Annotated in this window: 12 protein-coding genes and 1 pseudogene; 7 read left to right on the top strand and 6 right to left on the bottom strand. The window is 69.9% G+C overall.

Annotated elements, in window-relative coordinates; all coding sequences use genetic code 11:
• The first annotated feature begins 30 nt into the window (after positions 1 to 30).
• The 4 genes and pseudogenes from PX554_RS00150 (at position 31) to nagE (ending at position 6,486) form a co-directional block, all read left to right on the top strand.
• Positions 31 to 1,101 carry an SIS domain-containing protein gene (locus PX554_RS00150; protein ID WP_275498932.1) on the top strand — a complete coding sequence of 357 codons (1,071 nt, stop codon included), beginning with the start codon at positions 31 to 33 and terminating at the stop codon, positions 1,099 to 1,101.
• Positions 1,098 to 2,276: an N-acetylglucosamine-6-phosphate deacetylase gene (gene nagA, locus PX554_RS00145; RefSeq protein WP_275497906.1), complete on the top strand. Its 1,179-nt coding sequence runs from the start codon at positions 1,098 to 1,100 to the stop codon at positions 2,274 to 2,276. The genes PX554_RS00150 and nagA overlap by 4 nt, the downstream gene beginning before the upstream one ends.
• Positions 2,273 to 4,786: a phosphoenolpyruvate--protein phosphotransferase gene (gene ptsP / locus PX554_RS00140; RefSeq protein WP_275497904.1), complete on the top strand. Its 2,514-nt coding sequence runs from the start codon at positions 2,273 to 2,275 to the stop codon at positions 4,784 to 4,786. The genes nagA and ptsP overlap by 4 nt, the downstream gene beginning before the upstream one ends.
• Positions 4,783 to 6,486 (top strand): annotated as a pseudogene (gene nagE, locus PX554_RS00135) (N-acetylglucosamine-specific PTS transporter subunit IIBC). Before ptsP ends, nagE begins: the two are co-directional and overlap by 4 nt.
• Before the next feature lie 6 nt (positions 6,487 to 6,492).
• Here the strand turns inward: nagE and PX554_RS00130 are convergent.
• The 4 genes from PX554_RS00130 to PX554_RS00115 form a co-directional block, all read right to left on the bottom strand.
• Positions 6,493 to 7,254: a GntR family transcriptional regulator gene (locus PX554_RS00130; protein ID WP_275497902.1), complete on the bottom strand. Its 762-nt coding sequence runs from the start codon at positions 7,252 to 7,254 to the stop codon at positions 6,493 to 6,495.
• Between the two features lie 47 nt (positions 7,255 to 7,301).
• The gene (gene galA, locus PX554_RS00125; RefSeq protein ID WP_275497899.1) at positions 7,302 to 10,187 is read right to left on the bottom strand and encodes a beta-galactosidase GalA; all 2,886 of its coding nucleotides are present in this window, start codon (positions 10,185 to 10,187) and stop codon (positions 7,302 to 7,304) included.
• Between the two features lie 137 nt (positions 10,188 to 10,324).
• Positions 10,325 to 11,212, bottom strand: a complete 888-nt coding sequence (locus PX554_RS00120) for a tyrosine-protein phosphatase (protein WP_275497897.1) — start codon at positions 11,210 to 11,212, stop codon at positions 10,325 to 10,327.
• Between the two features lie 23 nt (positions 11,213 to 11,235).
• Entirely contained in the window at positions 11,236 to 13,638 is a 2,403-nt protein-coding gene (locus PX554_RS00115) for a TonB-dependent receptor (protein WP_093222808.1), read from the bottom strand.
• 443 nt (positions 13,639 to 14,081) lie between these two features.
• On the opposite strand from PX554_RS00115, the gene PX554_RS00110 reads away from it, so the two are divergent.
• Genes PX554_RS00110 through PX554_RS00100 form a run of 3 tightly spaced genes read left to right on the top strand, consistent with a single transcriptional unit; the run spans position 14,082 to position 16,175 of the window.
• Positions 14,082 to 14,564, top strand: a complete 483-nt coding sequence (locus PX554_RS00110) for an EF-hand domain-containing protein (RefSeq protein ID WP_275497893.1) — start codon at positions 14,082 to 14,084, stop codon at positions 14,562 to 14,564.
• 5 nt (positions 14,565 to 14,569) lie between these two features.
• Positions 14,570 to 15,235 carry an HAD hydrolase-like protein gene (locus PX554_RS00105; protein ID WP_093222993.1) on the top strand — a complete coding sequence of 222 codons (666 nt, stop codon included), beginning with the start codon at positions 14,570 to 14,572 and terminating at the stop codon, positions 15,233 to 15,235.
• 34 nt (positions 15,236 to 15,269) lie between these two features.
• On the top strand, positions 15,270 to 16,175 hold the full coding sequence (locus tag PX554_RS00100) for a bifunctional helix-turn-helix transcriptional regulator/GNAT family N-acetyltransferase (RefSeq protein ID WP_093222806.1): 906 nt from the start codon (positions 15,270 to 15,272) through the stop codon (positions 16,173 to 16,175).
• 30 nt (positions 16,176 to 16,205) lie between these two features.
• On the opposite strand, the gene PX554_RS00095 is transcribed toward PX554_RS00100, so the two are convergent.
• On the bottom strand, positions 16,206 to 16,742 hold the full coding sequence (locus PX554_RS00095) for a peroxiredoxin (RefSeq protein WP_275497890.1): 537 nt from the start codon (positions 16,740 to 16,742) through the stop codon (positions 16,206 to 16,208).
• 11 nt (positions 16,743 to 16,753) lie between these two features.
• Positions 16,754 to 17,452: an NAD-dependent deacylase gene (locus PX554_RS00090; protein ID WP_093222803.1), complete on the bottom strand. Its 699-nt coding sequence runs from the start codon at positions 17,450 to 17,452 to the stop codon at positions 16,754 to 16,756.
• Positions 17,453 to 17,471 lie beyond the last annotated feature (19 nt).

Genomic DNA, 17,471 nt, shown 5'->3' with positions numbered 1-17,471 from the left:
GTCAGGCGGAGGTACTCAGTGAGCTTTCAGATGGCGGACCACGCCTCCGACGCGACAGTCGCCGCGACGCTGATGTATGCGGAGGCGGGCGAAGCCGGCGCCACGATCGCGCGTTTTCTGGATCGCAACCAAGCCACGCTCGCCACGCTTGGCGCGCGGCTGCGCAAGCTCGCCCCCGCGATCGTCGTCACCTGCGCGCGAGGATCGTCCGATCATGCGGCGACCTATGCGAAATACATGGTCGAAACGCTGCTCGGCACGCCCACCGCCTCGGCGGCCTTCTCGACGGTGTCGCTCTATGATGCGCGGCCCGCGCGGGCGGGCGCAGGCGTCTCCACGCTCTGCATCGCCATCTCGCAATCGGGCCGCAGCCCGGATCTGCTCGCGACGGTGGCGCGGCAACGCGCGTCGGGTGCGCTGGTCGTCGCGCTCGTCAATGACGAGGGCTCACCGTTGGCCGACGCGGCGGACGTCGTGCTGCCATTGTGCGCCGGCCCGGAGAAATCGGTCGCGGCGACCAAATCCTATATCGCCTCGCTCGCCGGCATCGCCGCGATCGTCGCCGCGTGGCGCGACGACGAGGCGCTGCGTGCGGATCTCGCCGCCCTGCCGGCGCTGGTCGATATCGCCTTCGCGCTCGATTGGTCATCGGTGACGCGCGGGTTGCAGGACGCGACCAATCTGTTCCTGGTCAGCCGTGGCTACGGCCTCGCGATCGCGCAGGAAGCGGCGCTCAAGCTCAAGGAAACCTGCGGGCTCCACGGCGAGGCGTTCAGCGCCGCCGAGGTTCGCCACGGTCCGATGGCGATCGTGCGCGCGGGCTTTCCGGTGATCGCCTTCGATACCGGCGGCATCGCCGGCGAGGATGTTCGCGCGCTCGCCGACACGTTCGCCGAACGCGACGCGCGGGTCTGGCTCGCCAGCAACGCGGAGACATCGCACGTGGGAATCGAACGGCTGCCCGCGCTCGCGGTATCACCGGAACTCGCGCCGATCGTGATGATCGCCAGCTTCTACCGCATGGTCAACGCGCTCGCGCTGGCGCGCGGCCATGATCCCGATCAGCCGCCCTATCTCGCCAAGGTGACGCGGACGCGATGAGCACGATCACGATCCACGGCGGCCACATTCTGGTCGGCGACGCAATCCTGTCCGACGCCACTTTCGTCCTGGCGGACGGGCGTCTGCGCGCGGTCGAGCCCGCCGGCGCGGGCGACATCGAGATTGACCTCGCCGGCGGCTGGCTGCTGCCCGGCTTCATCGACACGCAGGTCAATGGCGGCGGCGGGGTGCTGTTCAACAACGCGCTGACCGTCGACGGATTGGCGACGATCGCTGCCGCGCACGCGCGCTTCGGTACGACCGCTTTGTTGCCGACGCTCATCAGCGACACGCACGCGGCGATCGGCGCCGCGCTCGACGCGGTCGACGCGGCGATCCTGGCGGGGGTGCCGGGGATCGTCGGCGTCCATATCGAAGGGCCGTTCATCAGCGGCGCGCGCAAGGGCATCCACGATCCGTCGCTGATCCGCGCGCTCGATCGCGAGGTCATCGAGGCGCTGTGCGTGCCACGTCGCGGCGTCGTGATGATGACGCTGGCGCCCGAGATCGTGACGGCGCAGGACGTGTCGCGTCTCGTGGCGGCGGGCGTCATCCTCAGCGCGGGGCATACCGACGCGACCTATGAACAGGCGCGGGCGGGGTTCGCCGCCGGCATCACCGGCGTGACCCATCTCTACAATGCGATGTCGCCGCTGCTGCACCGCGCGCCCGGCGTCGTCGGCGCGGCCTTCACCGACGACCGGATCTGGTGCGGCCTGATCGCGGACGGTGTGCATGTCGCGCCCGCCGCGCTCGATGTCGCGCTCCGCGTCAAGGGCGCCGACCGGCTGATGCTCGTCACCGATGCGATGCCGAGCGTCGGCTCGGACGACGATTCGTTCCTGCTCAACGGCCGCCGGATGGTGGTGCGTGACGGGGTGTGCCAGGGCGACGACGGCACGCTCGCCGGCGCGCATCTCGATATGGCGCAGGCGGTTCGGACGATGCGTGCCGCGACCGGCGCCGACCTGCCGCTCGTGAGCCGGATGGCGAGCGCTTCGCCCGCCGCGTTCCTCGGCTTGGACCGTGAACGCGGCACGCTGGCGCCCGGCAAGCGCGCTGATTTCGTCGTGCTCGATGCCGATCTCCAACCGCTCCAGACCTGGATCGGCGGGGTGAAGGTCGCCGCCGAGCCGGTTGACGCGCACGCCCAGGGGGAATTGACCGGCCGATGACACGCCTGACGCTCGTCGCGCCGGTCGACGGCTGGCTCGTCCCGCTCGCCGACGTGGCCGATGCGGTGTTCGCCGACCGGCTGCTCGGCGACGGCGTTGCGATCGACCCGCTCGGTGACACGCTCCACGCGCCTGCGTCGGGGGTGATCGTCTCGGTCCACGAGGCTGGGCATGCGGTGACGTTGCGGCTGGACGCGGGGCCGGTGGTGTTGATGCACGTCGGGCTCGATACGGTACGCCTTGGCGGCGCCGGCTTCACGCCGCTGGTCCAGGCCGGCGACCGCGTCGACGTGGGCGCGCCGCTGCTCGCGGTCGATCTCGCCACGGTCGCGGCGGGCGCGAAGAGCCTCGTCACGCCGATCGTCGTGACCGAGGGCGACCACGCAATCACGTGGCGCGCCCCGCCGGGCCGGGTTCGTCGCGGCGATCCGCTGCTCGCGCTCGCCGCCGATCAACCCATCGGTAATGCCGGCGGCGGAGCCGACTTCGCACCATCCGCCACCCGCACGGTGCGCGTCCCGCTCGCGCACGGGCTGCACGCGCGGCCTTGTGCGAAGCTCGCCGATCTCGCGCGGAGCTTCGACGCCGAGGTGCGCGCGATCGAGGGTGACCGTGAGGCCCGGCTGCGCAGCCCCAGCGCGATGATGACGCTCGCCATCGCCCACGGCGACACGATCACCATCGCCGCTTCGGGCGCGGACGCGCGCGCCGCCGTCGATGCGCTGGTCGATCTGATCGCGACGGGCATGGGCGAGAGCAAGCCGCTCGCCGGCCCGGCGCCGGCCGCCCCAGTAGCCGCCGCGCCCCCGGTGCCGCAGCCGGAGGGCATCCTGACCGGTGTCGCCGCGTCGCCCGGCTTCGCGACCGGCATCGCCGCGCATCTCGTCCGCCCCGAACCGATCCTCGCCCGAACCGGCGAAGGCATCGCGGCCGAGCGTGCGCGTTTCGCGGACGCCCTCGCGGCGCTGGCCGTCGCGCTCGAAGCCGAGCGTGGCGCGGCCGGCCCCGAGCAGCGCGCCATCGTCGCCGCGCATCGCGCGCTGCTCGACGACGAAGACCTCATCGAGCGCACCCACGCCCGGATCGACGCGGGCGACAGCGCCGCCGTCGCCTGGCGAAGCGTCATGCGCGATCAGGCCGATGCGCTCCGCGCCGCGCCCGATCCGCACATCGCCGCGCGCGCCGACGATCTGATCGACGTCGAGGTGCAACTGCAATGGCGGCTCGCCGGTCAGGCTCCGCCCGATGTGGCGCTTCCCGCCGACGCGATCCTGCTCGCCGACGATCTCGTGCCGTCGCAGGTCGCGTCGCTCGATCCCGCGCGCGTCGCCGGCATCGTCACCGCGCGCGGCGGCCCGACCTCGCACGTCGCGATTATCGCCGCCAGTCGCGGCATCCCGGCGCTGGTCGCCGCCGGGCGGCGCGTACTCACGATCGCGGCGGGCACGCCGCTGGTGCTCGACACGGCGGCGGGCACGCTCACGGTCGATCCGGACACCGACGGGTGGCGACACGCGCAGGCCGAGGCGGCGGCCCGCGCCGCCCGCAAGGCGGCGGCGCGGACCGCCGCCATGCTCGAGGGCCGCACGCTGGACGGCACCCGCATCGAGGTGTCCGCGAACCTCGGCAAGCGCGCGGAAGCCGCGCCAGCCGTCGCCGGTGGCGCCGAGGGCTGCGGGTTGCTGCGCACCGAATTCCTGTTCCTCGATCGTGCCGTCGCGCCCGACGAGGACGAACAGGCGGCGGACTATGCCGCGATCGCCCGCGCGCTGGAGGGGCGCCCGCTGGTGATCCGCCTGCTCGACATCGGCGGCGACAAGCCGGCGCCCTATCTGCCGATCGCGCCCGAGGAGAATCCCGCGCTCGGCCTGCGCGGCATCCGCGTGGCGCTCGCCCATCCGGACATCCTCGCCGCGCAGATGCGCGCGGTGCTGCGCGCCAGCGAGGCGGGCGACGTCCGGGTGATGGCACCGATGATCGCCACGGTCGCGGAGCTGCGCGCGGTGCGTGCCGCGATGCAGGCGGAAAGCGCCGCGCTCGGCCTCGGCGCGGACATGCCGCTCGGCGTGATGGTCGAAACCCCGGCGGCGGCGGTGATGGCGGACGGACTCGCGGCGGAGTGCGATTTCCTGTCGATCGGCACCAACGACCTCACCCAATATGTGCTGGCGATGGATCGCGGCAACCCGGCGGTGGCCGGCAGCGTGGACGGGCTCGATCCGGCGGTGCTGCGCATGATCGACCTGTGCTGTCGCGGCGCCGCGACGCATGGCAAGCCGGTCGGCGTGTGCGGCGGTCTCGCCTCGGATCGCCTGGCCGTGCCGATCCTGATCGGGCTCGGCGTCACCAAGCTGTCCGCCGCGCCGGCGGCGGTCGCCGAGGTGAAGGCGCTGGTGCGCGGCGTCTCGCTCGATCGCTGCCGCGCGCTCGCGGCGGCGGTCTTGCACGTCTCGACCGCCGCCGAGGTCCGCTCACGCGCGTCCGCGCTGCTTGGGGAGTTGGGGCTGTGAAATCGACCTTGCAACATCTGCAAAGCCTCGGCCGCGCGCTGATGCTGCCGATCGCGGTGCTGCCGGTGGCGGCGTTGCTGCTGCGGCTTGGGCAGGCCGATATGCTCGGCCTCGATTTCGTCAGCGCGGCCGGCAACGCGATGTTCGCCAATCTCGGCCTGCTGTTCGCGATCGGTGTCGCTACCGGCTTCGCGCGCGACGGCAACGGGGCGGCGCCGCTCGCCGGCGTGGTCTGCTTCCTCATCGCCACCGAAGGCGCCAAGGCCTTGCTGGCGGTGCCACCCGGCGTGCTCGCGGGCGTGCCCGACGCGTCGCGCGCCGCCGTCATGGCCGGATGGCGCAGCGCGCAGATCGACCGGGTCGCGGTGCCGCTCGGCATTCTCTCGGGGATCGTCGGCGGGCTTGGTTACAATCGCTTCTCGGCGATCCGCCTGCCCGAATATCTGGCGTTCTTCGGTGGTCGCCGCTTCGTGCCGATCGTCAGTGGATTGGCCGGCCTCGTGCTCGCCGGTGTCGTCGGCGCGAGCTTCCCGGCGCTCGATCACGCGGTCAACACGGCCAGCACGGTGGCGCTGGCCAGCGGCGACATCGGCCTGTTCGTCTATGGGCTGCTCAACCGCCTGCTGCTGGTGACGGGGCTGCACCACATCCTCAACAACATCGCCTAGTTCGTACTGGGGGATTATCACGGCGTCACCGGGGATCTGCGCCGCTTCTTCGCCGGAGATCCGGGCGCGGGCGCGTTCATGAGCGGGTTCTTCCCGGTGATGATGTTCGGTCTGCCGGCCGCGTGCCTCGCCATGTACCACACCGCCCGGCCCGAACGCCGCAAGGCCACCGGCGGCATGTTGCTGAGCCTCGCGGCCACTTCGTTCCTCACCGGCGTGACCGAGCCGGTCGAGTTCAGCTTCATGTTCCTCGCGCCGGGCCTGTTCGTGCTCCATGCGGTGCTGACTGGCGCGGCGATGTCGCTGATGGCGATGCTCGGCGCGCACCTCGGCTTCGGCTTCTCGGCGGGGCTGTTCGATTTCGTGCTGAACTTCCCCAAGGCGCAGCGCCCGTGGCTGCTGCTGCCGGTCGGGCTGGCCTATGCGGTGATCTACTACGTCGCGTTCCGTTTCGCCATCGTCCGGTTCAACCTTCGCACCCCCGGGCGTGAGGACGAAGCCGCCGAGGATTTCGCGCCGGTCGCCGCGAGCGAGCGGGGCGGCGCCTTCCTCGCCGCAGTTGGTGGCGCGGACAATCTGCGCGAGATCGGCGCCTGCACGACGCGGCTCCGCCTGGTCGTGAACGATCAGAGCGCGGTCGATGAGGCGGCGTTGCGCCGGTTGGGCGCCAAGGGCTTCGTGCGGCCCGCGCCACAGGCGCTGCAAGTCGTGCTCGGCCCGCAGGCGGACCAGATCGCGGTGGAGATGCGCGCCGCCGCCGGGCGCTCCGCCGGCTCGGTCGCGGCGCCCCCGCGCCCCTCCGAGCGCCCGGTCGATCCGGCGCGGATGCCGTCCGCGCTGGTCGTCGCGCTCGGCGGAGCGGATGTCGTGCGGCGCGCGCGGGCGATCGACGGGCGGCTGTTGCTCGGTGCGGCGGCGGCCCCGGATGAAGCCGCGCTCGGCGAACTCGGCGCGCGCGGCGTCGTGCAGGTGCGGGGCGGGTGGCAGGTGCTGTTCGCGCCGGCGGAGCTGCGCGGCTGGCTCGGCGACTGACGCCGCCTAGATGTGATGCAGTTCGGCGACCAGATCGTAGGCGTCGCCGCGATAATAGGAATGCGTCACCTCGATGATCCGCCCGTCGGCGGCGAACGCGCGGCGCTCGATCAGCAGGCCGGGATCGCCCGGCTGGATGCCGAGCAGCGCCGCCTGTTCCGGCTCGAACCCGATCGCGCGCACCCGCTGCAACGCGCGCACCGGGCGATTGCCATGCGCCTCGAGCGCGCCGTAAAGCGATGACTCGACATCATCGGGCCCGTTCAGCCCCCAGCCGGGCACGGCGGCATATTCGATCGCCATCGTCTCCCCGTCGGCGAAACGGATGCGCTGGAAGCGGTACACGGGCGATCCCGGTGACAGCCCGAGCGCCAGCGCTTCCTCCGGCGTGACCGACCCTTCCGAACGGTCGATCCATTCGCTCGACGGCCGGCGCCCGCGCGCCAGCATGTCCTCGGTGAAGGAGGACAGCATCGAAAAGCTCTTCTCGACCCGGCCCGGCTCCTTGTCGGCCGGCGCATCCGCCACGAAGGTGCCCGCGCCACGCCGCCGTTCGAGCAGCCCGTCGTTGACCAGGGCTTCCATCGCCTTGCGGATCGTCACGCGCGAGAGCTGGAACTCGTCGCACAATTCCCGCTCGCTGGGCAGCGCCGCTCCGGCCGGCAGCCGTCGCGTCTCGATCGCGGTACGGATCAGCTTCTGCAGCCACAAATAGCGCGGCCCGCTTTCGGCCGTGCCGGCGATGTCGAGAAGATCAATGAAAGACATGTCGAAGCCAGCTAACATTGTCGAAGCCGCGTGTCATCGCTGTCGCGTCACCAGACGCTCACGCCCCGGCTGAGGCCGGCTGCCTCGCCCGCATCGGCTTCGAGCAGCAGCGTCACCACCCGCTCCTGGTCGCCAGCGGGCAGGGGGACGACGATCGGCGCTTCCGCCCGGTCGGCCTTGGTCGCGAGCCTCACACCGTCGACCCACAGTTCGGCGCGGCCGATCACCCCCGCCAGCCGCAGCGTGCCGCCATGCGCGGCGACCGCACGGCGGGGCACGAACCGGCCCTGGATCAGCGTGAAGCCATGCGCTGCCGGCGCCTCCTCCAGCCGCCCGGTGCGTACGTAGCCCAAGCCCCGCCATTGCTGCGCCGGGTAGATTTCGCGCGCGTCGGGCGCCTGCGCGGCGAAGGGCGTTCGCCGCCATTCGGTGAGGTGGTGGACGGCGGGGATTGCGGTGACCTCGCGCGCCCGCGCGGCCACCAGCGGGAAGGCCGCGCGCGCCGGAGGCAATCCCGCCACGCGCGCGGTCAGCACGAGCTGCTTCGCGCCCGCGGACGGGCGCACCAGCACCTGCGCGAAGCCGGCGAACAGCTTGCGGGCGTTGCCCTGCTCGGGATCATGGTCGTTGGGGTCGCCGTTGCCGACGCCGATGATCTCGCCGCCTTCGATCGCGAACGTGACCCGGTCGGTCGCGGTCGGCACATGGCGGCCGGCGGCGTCGAGCAGATCGACGCTGATCGGCTGCACGTCGTCGCCGTCGCCCAGCATCATCGGCCGGTCGGCGGTCAGCCGCAGCGCCGCCGGCGGCCCGGCGGTCTCCACCGCGAACCGCACGACTTCGCGGCCGCCGGTATAGCCGACCGCCTCCAGTTTGCCGGGCGCGAACGGCACCTGCCACTCCGGCGTGACGAACGGCTTGCGCGCCTGCCGTCCGAGCGGCTTTCCATTGAGGAACAGAGCGACCTCATCGACATTGCCCGGCGTGATGACCCGGATCGGCTGGCCCTCGCGCCCGGCCCAGTTCCAATGCGGCCCAATCGCGAGCACGGGCGCGTCGTCGGTCCACTGCGCGCGCCGCAGATGATACGCCATCTTGGCGAAACCGCACAGATCGAGGATGCCGAACGAACTCGATGCCGCCGGCCACGGCAGCGGCGTCGGCTCGCCATGATAATCGAACCCCGTCCATACGAAGGTCGCGGCGATGAACGGCCGGCTGCCGATCATTTGCCAGCTCTCGTGATGCGTCAGCCCCCATTCGGGCGCCTCGCTGTCGTAGGAGGTCAGCACGTTGCGCTGCGTGTCGGTCGCCCATTCGCCGCGCGTCATCACCGCGCTGGTATCCTCGGTGCTGATGAGCGGGCGTTCGGGGTGCGCCGCATGATAGCGGTCGTACCAATCGTGCTTGTAGTTGAAGCCGACGACATCGACCGCATCGGCGCCGTTTTTCGGCGTGAACATGCCGTCGTTCATCGCGGCGGTGATCGGCCGCGTGTCATCCAGCGCCCGGATCGCGCCGGCGAGGCGGCGCACCATCTCATAACCCTGCTCGGTGCCCTGCATCGGCTCTTCGTTGAGCACCGACCAAAGGATCACGCTCGGCCGGTTGCGGTCGCGCCGCACCATCCAGGTGACGTGGGCGAGATAGTCGGGGCTGGGGTCGAAATGGCGGTTCTCGTCCATCACCATCATGCCGAGCCGGTCGCACGCGTCGAGCAGCGCGGCCGCGGGCGCCGCATGCGCGAAGCGGATCGCATTGGCGCCGATCTGCTTGAGGCGCCGCACCCGCCATTCGAGCAAGGCGGCGGGAATGCCCACGCCGACGCCGGCATGGTCGTGGTGGATGCAGACGCCCTTGATCTTGAGGGGCTTGCCGTTGAGGTGAAAGCCGGTCGCCGGATCGAAGCGGGTGGTGCGGAAGCCGAGTTCGGTACGCCGGCTGTCGATCACCGTCCCGTCCCGCACCAGCCGCGTTTGTAGCGCGTACAGCGTCGGCGTGTCGGGCGACCACAGAATCGGCTTCGCCAGCGAAAGCGTCATGCGCGCGGTGCCCGTGTCGAGCGGCGCCGCGCCGGCGGGCACGCTCGCCCGCGCGACGGTGCGGCCCTCGGCGTCCTGCAAGATGGCTTCGACCGTCGCGTCGCTGGCCGCCGCGCCGGCATTGTTGATCGTCACCGCGATTGGCACGCGCCATGTGCCGTCGGGCTGGGCGCGCGGCGTCGCGTGGACGCCGTCGGTCACGATATGCAGCGCCGGCCGCACCGCCAGCCAGCATTCGCGGTACAGCCCGGCGCCCTCATACCACCAGCCCTCCATGACATCGCCATCGACGCGGATCGCGATCGTGTTCGGCTCGTCGCCGAAGCGCGCGTAGGGGGTGACGTCGATATTCTGCTGGACATAGCCCGACAGGCTGTGCGCGACGGGAATGCCGTTGAACCAGACGGTGGCAGTGTTGGCCATGCCGCCGAGTTGCAGTTCGAGATACTGGCCATGCCATTCCCGGGGGAACACGACATAGCGGCGATACCAGCCGATCCCGCGCCGCCGATAGCCGAAGGCGTCGTTCTGGTCGGATTCGATCGGATGCGCGATCGCCCAATCGTGCGGCAGGCGGACCGGGCTCCAGTCCGAATCGTCATAATCGACGCCGGCGGCGCCTTGCGCGTTTCCCGCCTTGGTCGCGGCATAGGTCTGGTCGTTGCCGCGTACGGCGGGGAAGGGCAGGTCGCCTTCGTGGAACAGCCAGCCGTGGTTGAACGCGTACAGGCTGGGGTCGGCCGGCGGCACGGGGGCGGGGAGGTAGCCAAGCGGGATCGGCATGTCCGGCGACAGCGGAGGCAGGGGCGCGGACTCGCCCCTGGCGAAGGCGGGCGGAACCGTCGCCACCGCCAGCGCGGACGAGCCGATGAACGTGCGGCGATCTAGCATCGGGCCTCCTAGAAATACATCTATAAGGCCAAAAAGATACATTGTTTGGCGGGCGGCTCAAGTCCCGAAAGACATCGCCGCCACGCCCGCGCGAACGTCCCGGCGGGGCGCGCCCACGCGGACGCGCCCCGCACGGCTCACGCGCGCACGAGGTATGCGTTACGCAGCTTGACCAGATCCGCGGCGGAGAGCCCCAATTCGTCGCGGAAATAGCCCTTCGCTCCGTCCTTGTGCCCATCGACGACGGCCAGCGCCGCTTCGATATAGGCGGCATCGGCGGCCATCAGCGGCTTGGCCGTCTCCGGCGGAAGCCCGGCGAGCGGGTTGGCCGGGTTCGGCGTGCCCTTGGTCAGCGCGCTCGCGTCGAGATAGCGGTTGGTGAGCAGATAATCCGCGATCACGTCCTTGCGCGGCACGCCGAGCGCGGTCAACAGCAGCGCCGCCGCGATGCCGGTCCGGTCCTTGCCCGCCGAACAGTTGAACGCGAGCGGGGCATGGCCCGCGAGCAACTCGGCGAACATGCGGCGATACTGACCGTTGAACTGGCCGAGCATCGCCGGATACGCCTTGGTCATCGCCGCGCGGACCTGTTCGGGCGTCCAGCTCTTCGGGCTGCCGGCAGGCAGGAAGCGCATGTCGAGATCATAATCGTCGCTGAGCACGCGCGGCGCGCCCGCCGCCGGCCAGGTGACCGGCTCCGCCGCCCGCTCGCGCCGATCGCGGAAGTCGCACACCACGCGGATGCCGCGCGCTTCGAGCGACCGGTAATCCGCCTCGGTCAGCCCGTGCATCGAGCCCGAGCGGAACAGCACGCCCCATTTCACGCTGCGGCCATCGGCGGTGCGATAGCCGCCGAGGTCGCGGAAATTGCGGCCGCCTTGCAGCGGCAGCAGGCGCTCGTGCGCCGCTGCCGCCACGGGGCCGGTCCGGGCGAACAGCCAGGGCGCCGCCGGCACGCCCGCCGCGAGCGACAGGGCCAAAACCGGCGCGGCGATACGCCGAATGGGGTTGGAAAGACGCATCATCGTTGCTCCCTGGCCGGCGATCATCAGAACTTCACCTGCACCTGGCCGCCGAAGGTGCGTGGTTCGTTGAAGAAGCCGTTCATGCCGCTGGTCGGGCTGAGCGCCTTGTAGAACATGTGCTGTTCGTCGAACAGGTTGCGCACCCAGAAGGAGAGCGAGACCTTCGCGCCGGTATCGGCCATGTCGATATCGGCGAGCGCGATGTTGCCGTTGAACACGGTCGCCTTCTCGCCCTTGGGCTGGGGCACGTTGCCCGCCGCGCCGACACCCAGATACACCGGATCGTTGGCGTTGGAGTAGAAGCCCGAGTCGAAATTGCCGTCGAGATGCGCGCGCACGGTGAAGCCGTCCATCGGCAGCTCGTAATCGACCGCGACGCTGCCCGAATGCTCGGGCGTGTAGGTCTGGTAGATCGGCACCGCGATCGTGCTGAGGTTGCCCGCCGCGTTCGGATAGGGGTTCACCGTCGCCGGGATGCGTACATAGTTATAGGCGTAGGAACCCGTCAGCGTCAGGCCGCGCACCGGCAGCAGCGTGAGTTCCGCCTCGACGCCGTGCAGGCCACCGGTGCCCGGCGCGTTGATCGTCGAGGTGGTGGTGCGGTTGGTGCGCACGCCGCCGGTTTCGTACGGGCGGCTGAAATCGACCTGTATGTCCTTGTAGCTGCCGGCATAGGCGGCGACGTTGAAGCGCGCGTGGCGGTCGAAGAATTCGGTCTTCGCGCCGATCTCGAACATCGAGACCGTCTCGGGGTTGAACTCGTCATATTCCTGCGAGCGCGAATTGGCGCCGCCCGATTTGTAGCCCGTGCTCCACTTGCCGTAGAGCATCACCCCCTGCGCGACGTCGACCGCGGCGTTGATCATCGGGTCGACCCGCGACCAGCTATGGTCGAGGTGGATCGCGCCCGACACGCCGTTACGGTCGACTGGCAGCGCGTTGTTCACGGTCAGCAGCTTGCCGTGCTTGATGTCGCGGGTCCAGCGCAGCCCGCCGGTGATGTGGATCGCGTCGTCGAGCAGCGGCGGCGTGTAGGTACCCTGGCCGAACACGCCCATGCTGGTGGTCTGGACGTAGCTGGCGCGATCGATCGACTGCTTGGTGTAATCGTTGAAGGCCGGCCCCGACAGGAGCGTGTAGGCGCTGCCGGCGGCGTTGGTGAACTGGTTGGTGTTGAACGCCTGCGCATTGTCCTGGACGTGCTCCTGATAATAGAGCGCGCCGACCACATATTTGAAGCCCGGCAGATCGCCGATCGCCTGCACTTCCTGGCTGAACTGGTTCTGGCGGAACTGCGCGAGGCTGTAGCGGGAGAAGCCGATGCCGGTGAAATTTCCGGTCGGGTTCGCGGCGGAGAGCGCCACCGACATCGTCGTCGCCGCCGAGCCGTTGTCATACTGGCTCTGCGTCAGTTCGCGGTAGGCGGTGATCGACTTGACCAACAGGCTCGGCGCGAGCTTGTATTCGAGTGTCAGGCGGTGGCCGTCGGTGCGGCCGACGCTCGGCTGCTCGGGTACGCCGACATTGGCGACGCTGGCGCGAGTCGACTGGATCGTGCCGAGCGCCGCCTGCTTATTGGTGCCGGGCGCGACCAGTTGCAGGTACAGCGAGGTCGAGGCATCGTACGATGTGTCATACGAATAGTCCGCGCTGAACGCGTCGCTCGGCTGCCACAAGGCTTCGACGTGCGCGCCGTGCTTGTCGTAGAAGTTGAAGCCATAGGCGCCTTGCAGCGGGTTCTTCACCAGCGGGTCGCGATGCGCGACGACACCGTCGAGCTTGATGCTGATGTTGTGGAATTCGGGCAGGTCGACGTGCAGTTCGCCCTTGTAGCTGCCGTAATTTCCGGCGCCGGCGAGTGCGTTGACGTGGAATTCGCCGGTCGGCTTCTTTGTGGTGATGTTGACCGCGCCGCCCTCGGTATTACGGCCGAACAACGTGCCCTGCGGCCCCTTCAGCACTTCGATGCTGTTGACGTCGAACAGCGCCGTGCCCAGGCCCTGCGCGCGGCCCATGTACACGCCGTCGATATAGACGCCGACGCCCTGGTCACGCGCCGGCTGGTTGCCGTCCGAAAGCACGCCGACGCCGCGGATGTTCACGATCAGCGCCGAATTGCGCGAATAGAAGGGCGCGACCTTGAGCGACGGGATCGCGCCGTCGCCGAGATCGACCAGCGAGACGACATGGCGGTCCTGCAGGCCCTGATCGCTGATGACCGAGATCGAGATCGGCGTCTTCTGGAGGCTTTCCGGGCGCTTCTGCGCGGTGACGACGATGTCGGCGAGGCCCTGCGTATCGCTCGCGTCGGCCGGCGCGGCGGCGGGCGCGGGCTCCTCGGCGAAGGCGGGCGTGGCGGCGAGGCTCAGGCAGAGCGCGGTCGCGGCCAGCAGGCGGCGCGACGAAGACGGCGAATACGGCAACATGGATCAGTCCCCCCAGGATCAGTTCGGGCGCGCTCTGGGTGCGGGGTGTTTCGGTGCCGTGACGTTTCGATCACAGAATTATATTTTGACGCAATGCAGCAATGTCCGGCCCCCGCGCGGCCTCTCCCGCCCATGCCGCCGGCGCGGGGCGCGGCAATCGCGACGCGGCAAGCCTATCGCCACACCGCCGATTTCGGCTATCGCTACCGGCGGCCTCGGCGGTGCCGGCGGCCGATTCCCGGGGGAAGGGCGTGATGAGGCCGAGTGTTGGGATTGCCGTTCTTGCGAGACCTTGGCGAAGCGCCGAGCCCCGTCCGGCGTCCATCGCTCGACCCGCCCTCACGCCGTTCACGTCGCGGAACGGCAGCGCCCGCGCGCCATCCGGGCGGTCGATAGATCCGGTACGATCCGGCGGCTTTGGCAACGGCCTCGCTTTCGCGGCCTTGTCGGCGCTCGCGTGCGCGGCCAGCGCGCAACAGCCCGCGCCGCCTGCCGCCGCGCCGCGCCAGCCGCTCGCCACGATCGTCGCCGAGCCGGTCGCGATGATGATCGCGGCGTGCGACCAGAACGGCGATGCGATCGTCAGCCGCGCGGAACTCGCCGCGTGCGTGGCGCACAGTTTTGCGAGCGCGGACAGCGCCCATAAGGGGTCGATCGGCTATATCGACTATGGCGACTGGGCGCTGAAATGGCTGGGGGACGCCAACGCCCTGCCGAGCCCGTTCGAGGTCGACGGCGATGGCGACAACCGGGTCACGCTCGCCGAACTGCAGGCGCGTTTCGATGCGATCTTCACCCGGCTCGATCGTGATCGCGACGGCAATCTCACCCGTGCCGAACTGCTCACGATCCGCAGCGGCGTCGGCGCCGGCGACCGCCCGCCGGGCAAGCGCAGCAAGCGGCGCGGGGGGGCGGACGCATCGTGACCGGGATGCTCCAGCCCGGCGGCGCCCGGCCCGCGCGCTATGCTCTCGCGATCTTCGATTTCGACGGCACGCTCGCCGATAGCGGCGACTGGTTCCTGTCGATCGCCGATGAACTCGCCGACCGTTTCAAGTTCCGCCGCGTCCCGCCCGGCGAGGTCGAATCGCTGCGCGGCCGCACCACGCGCGAGGTGATCCGCCACCTCGGCATTCCGCGCTGGAAGCTGCCGGCGATCGGCCGCTATGTCCACGCGAAGCTCGCCACGCAGATCGACCGGATCGCGCTGTTCGACGGCGTCAAGGACGTGATCCACACGCTCGCCGACGCGGGCGTCCGGATCGCGGTGGTCACCTCCAATTCCGAAGACAATGCCCGCGCCGTGCTCGGCTCGCTCGCCGCGCGCATCGAGATGTTCGAATGCGGCGCGTCGCTGTTCGGCAAGGCGCCACGTTATCGCAAGGTACTGCGGCGGATGCGGATTTCGCGCGAAGCCACCTTGTCGATCGGTGACGAGACTCGTGACATCGCCGCCGCGAGGAAGGTCGGTATCACGGCGGGCGCGGTGCTGTGGGGCTATGCCAACCGCGAGGTGCTGCTGCGCTGCGAACCCGACATGGTGTTCGAACACCCGCGCGAGGTGCTCGAGGAATTTTTCGGAATCGCCGTCGAATAGTTGACTGGGTCAAGTTTTCTGGCAGCATCGCGGCATGGACGAAACCCTGCTTGCGCTGCGCGCCTTCAACCGCTTCCACACCCAGTTCGTCGTCGGTCTCGACGCGCACTATCTGGGCATGCCGCTGACACTGACCGAGGCGCGGTTGCTATATGAGATCGGCACGCGCGGCGAAGCGCTCGCGGTCGATCTGCAAGACTTCCTCGCGCTCGATCCCGGCTACGCCAGCCGGCTGCTGCGCCGCTTCCAGGCCGAAGGTTGGATCGTGCGCGGCCGCGGCAGCGATGCGCGGCGCCGGCCGGTGGCGTTGAGCGAGGCGGGCCAGGCGCTCCTCGCCGATCTCGATTCACGCCAGCGCGCGGTGCTGGAGACGCGCCTCGCGCCGCTGGGCGAAGCCGACCGGCGCGCGCTGGTCGGCGCGCTCGATACCGCACGCGGCCTGCTCTCGGGCGAAGCGCGCGCCGGCTACACCATTCGCACGCACCGTCCCGGCGACATGGGCATGATAGCCGCGCGCCAGGCGATCCTCTATGCCGAACAGTTCGGCTGGGGCGCGCCGATGGAGGCGCTGCTCGGCGAGGTCACGGCCGCGTTCCTGCGCGGCTTTGATCCGGCCCGCGAACGCTGCTGGATCGCCGAATGCGGCGGCGCGATCGCCGGTTCGATCTTCGCGGCCGACGGTGGCGACGGCATCGCCAGGCTGCGCCTGCTGTATGTCGAGCCACGCGCGCGCGGACTCGGCATCGCCAACGATCTCGTGGAGCGCTGCATCGCCTTCGCGCGGGAGGCGGGCTACACCCGCATGACGTTGTGGACGCACACCATCCTCGAAAGCGCGCGCCGCATCTATGCCGCGCACGGCTTTCGCATCACCGCGACCGCGACCCACAGCGATTTCGGCGAACCCGTCCAGGGCGAGACGTGGGAGCTGACGCTGTAAACCCACCATCCGCTCGGGACGGGCCGCGCGTTACCGCGGATTGGCCTCCAGCCAGGCGATCACCTTGTCCGGTGCGCTTTCGCCATAGGGGTCTTCGTCGAGACCCTGGTCGTTGATCCCGGGTTCCTCGAACCAGGCGACGATCTCCCCATCCTCGACCACCATCGCATAGCGCCAGCTCCGCTCGCCGAAGCCGAGATGGTCCTTGCGGATCAGCATGCCCATCCGCCGCGTGAAATCGCCCGAGCCGTCGGGCAGCAGCTTCACCTTCTCCACGCCGAGGTGGCGGCCCCACTGGTACATCACGAACGCGTCGTTGACCGAGATGCAACAGACCTCGTCCGCGCCGAGCGCCTTCAGCCGGTCATACTCGCGCTCGAAGGCGGGGCATTGCTCGGTCGAGCAGGTCGGCGTGAAGGCGCCGGGCAGGCTGAACACCACCGTGCGCTTGCCCGCGAACAGATCGCGGGTGGCGACGTCCTGCCAGCGGAACGGGTTAGGGCCGCCGACGCTCTCGTCGCGCACGCGCGTTTTCAGCGTGACTTCGGGGATGGTCCGTCCAAGCATTGAAATCTCCTTCAGGCGAGCATCGCGTCGACCCATTCGGGCACCAGCTTAGTCGCCGGGCCGAGCCGTGTCGCGGCGAAATAGCCACTCCCGGCCGAGGCTTCCAGATTGAGTTCGAGCGTGTCGGCGCCATAGCGGCTCGCCAATCGCACGAACCCCGCCGCCGGATAGACCGCGCCCGAGGTGCCGATCGAGACGAACAGATCGGCCTCCGCCAGCGCCTGTTCGATCCGCTCCATCTGATACGGCATCTCGCCGAAGAACACGATGTCGGGGCGCAGCGCGGGCGCGTCGCAGTTCGGGCAGGGCGCGCCCGGCGGCAGCGCGTCGCTCCATTCGGTACGCACCCCGCACAGCGCGCACAGCGCCGAGCGCAGCTCGCCATGCATGTGGAGCACCCGCGTCGCCCCGGCGCGCTCGTGCAGGTCATCGACATTCTGCGTGACGATCAGCAGGTCGCCAGGCCATTCGGCGTCGAGCCGCGCCAGCGCGACATGCGCGGCATTGGGCGTGGCCGCCGCGAGCGCGGCGCGCCGCGCGTCGTAGAAGCGGTGAACCAGCTCGGGATCACGCGCGAGCGCCTCGGGCGTGCAGACATCCTCGACGCGGTGCCCCTCCCACAACCCGCCCGGCCCCCGAAAAGTCGCGAGCCCGCTCTCGGCGGAGATGCCGGCGCCGGTGAGGATCACGAGGTCGCGAATGTCGGACATGGTGCACACCCTACACGGC

This window comes from Sphingomonas pollutisoli (genome assembly GCF_029167165.1).
GTDB classification, from domain to species: Bacteria; Pseudomonadota; Alphaproteobacteria; order Sphingomonadales; family Sphingomonadaceae; genus Sphingomonas; species Sphingomonas pollutisoli.
This window is presented reverse-complemented; position numbering and strand designations above follow the sequence as displayed.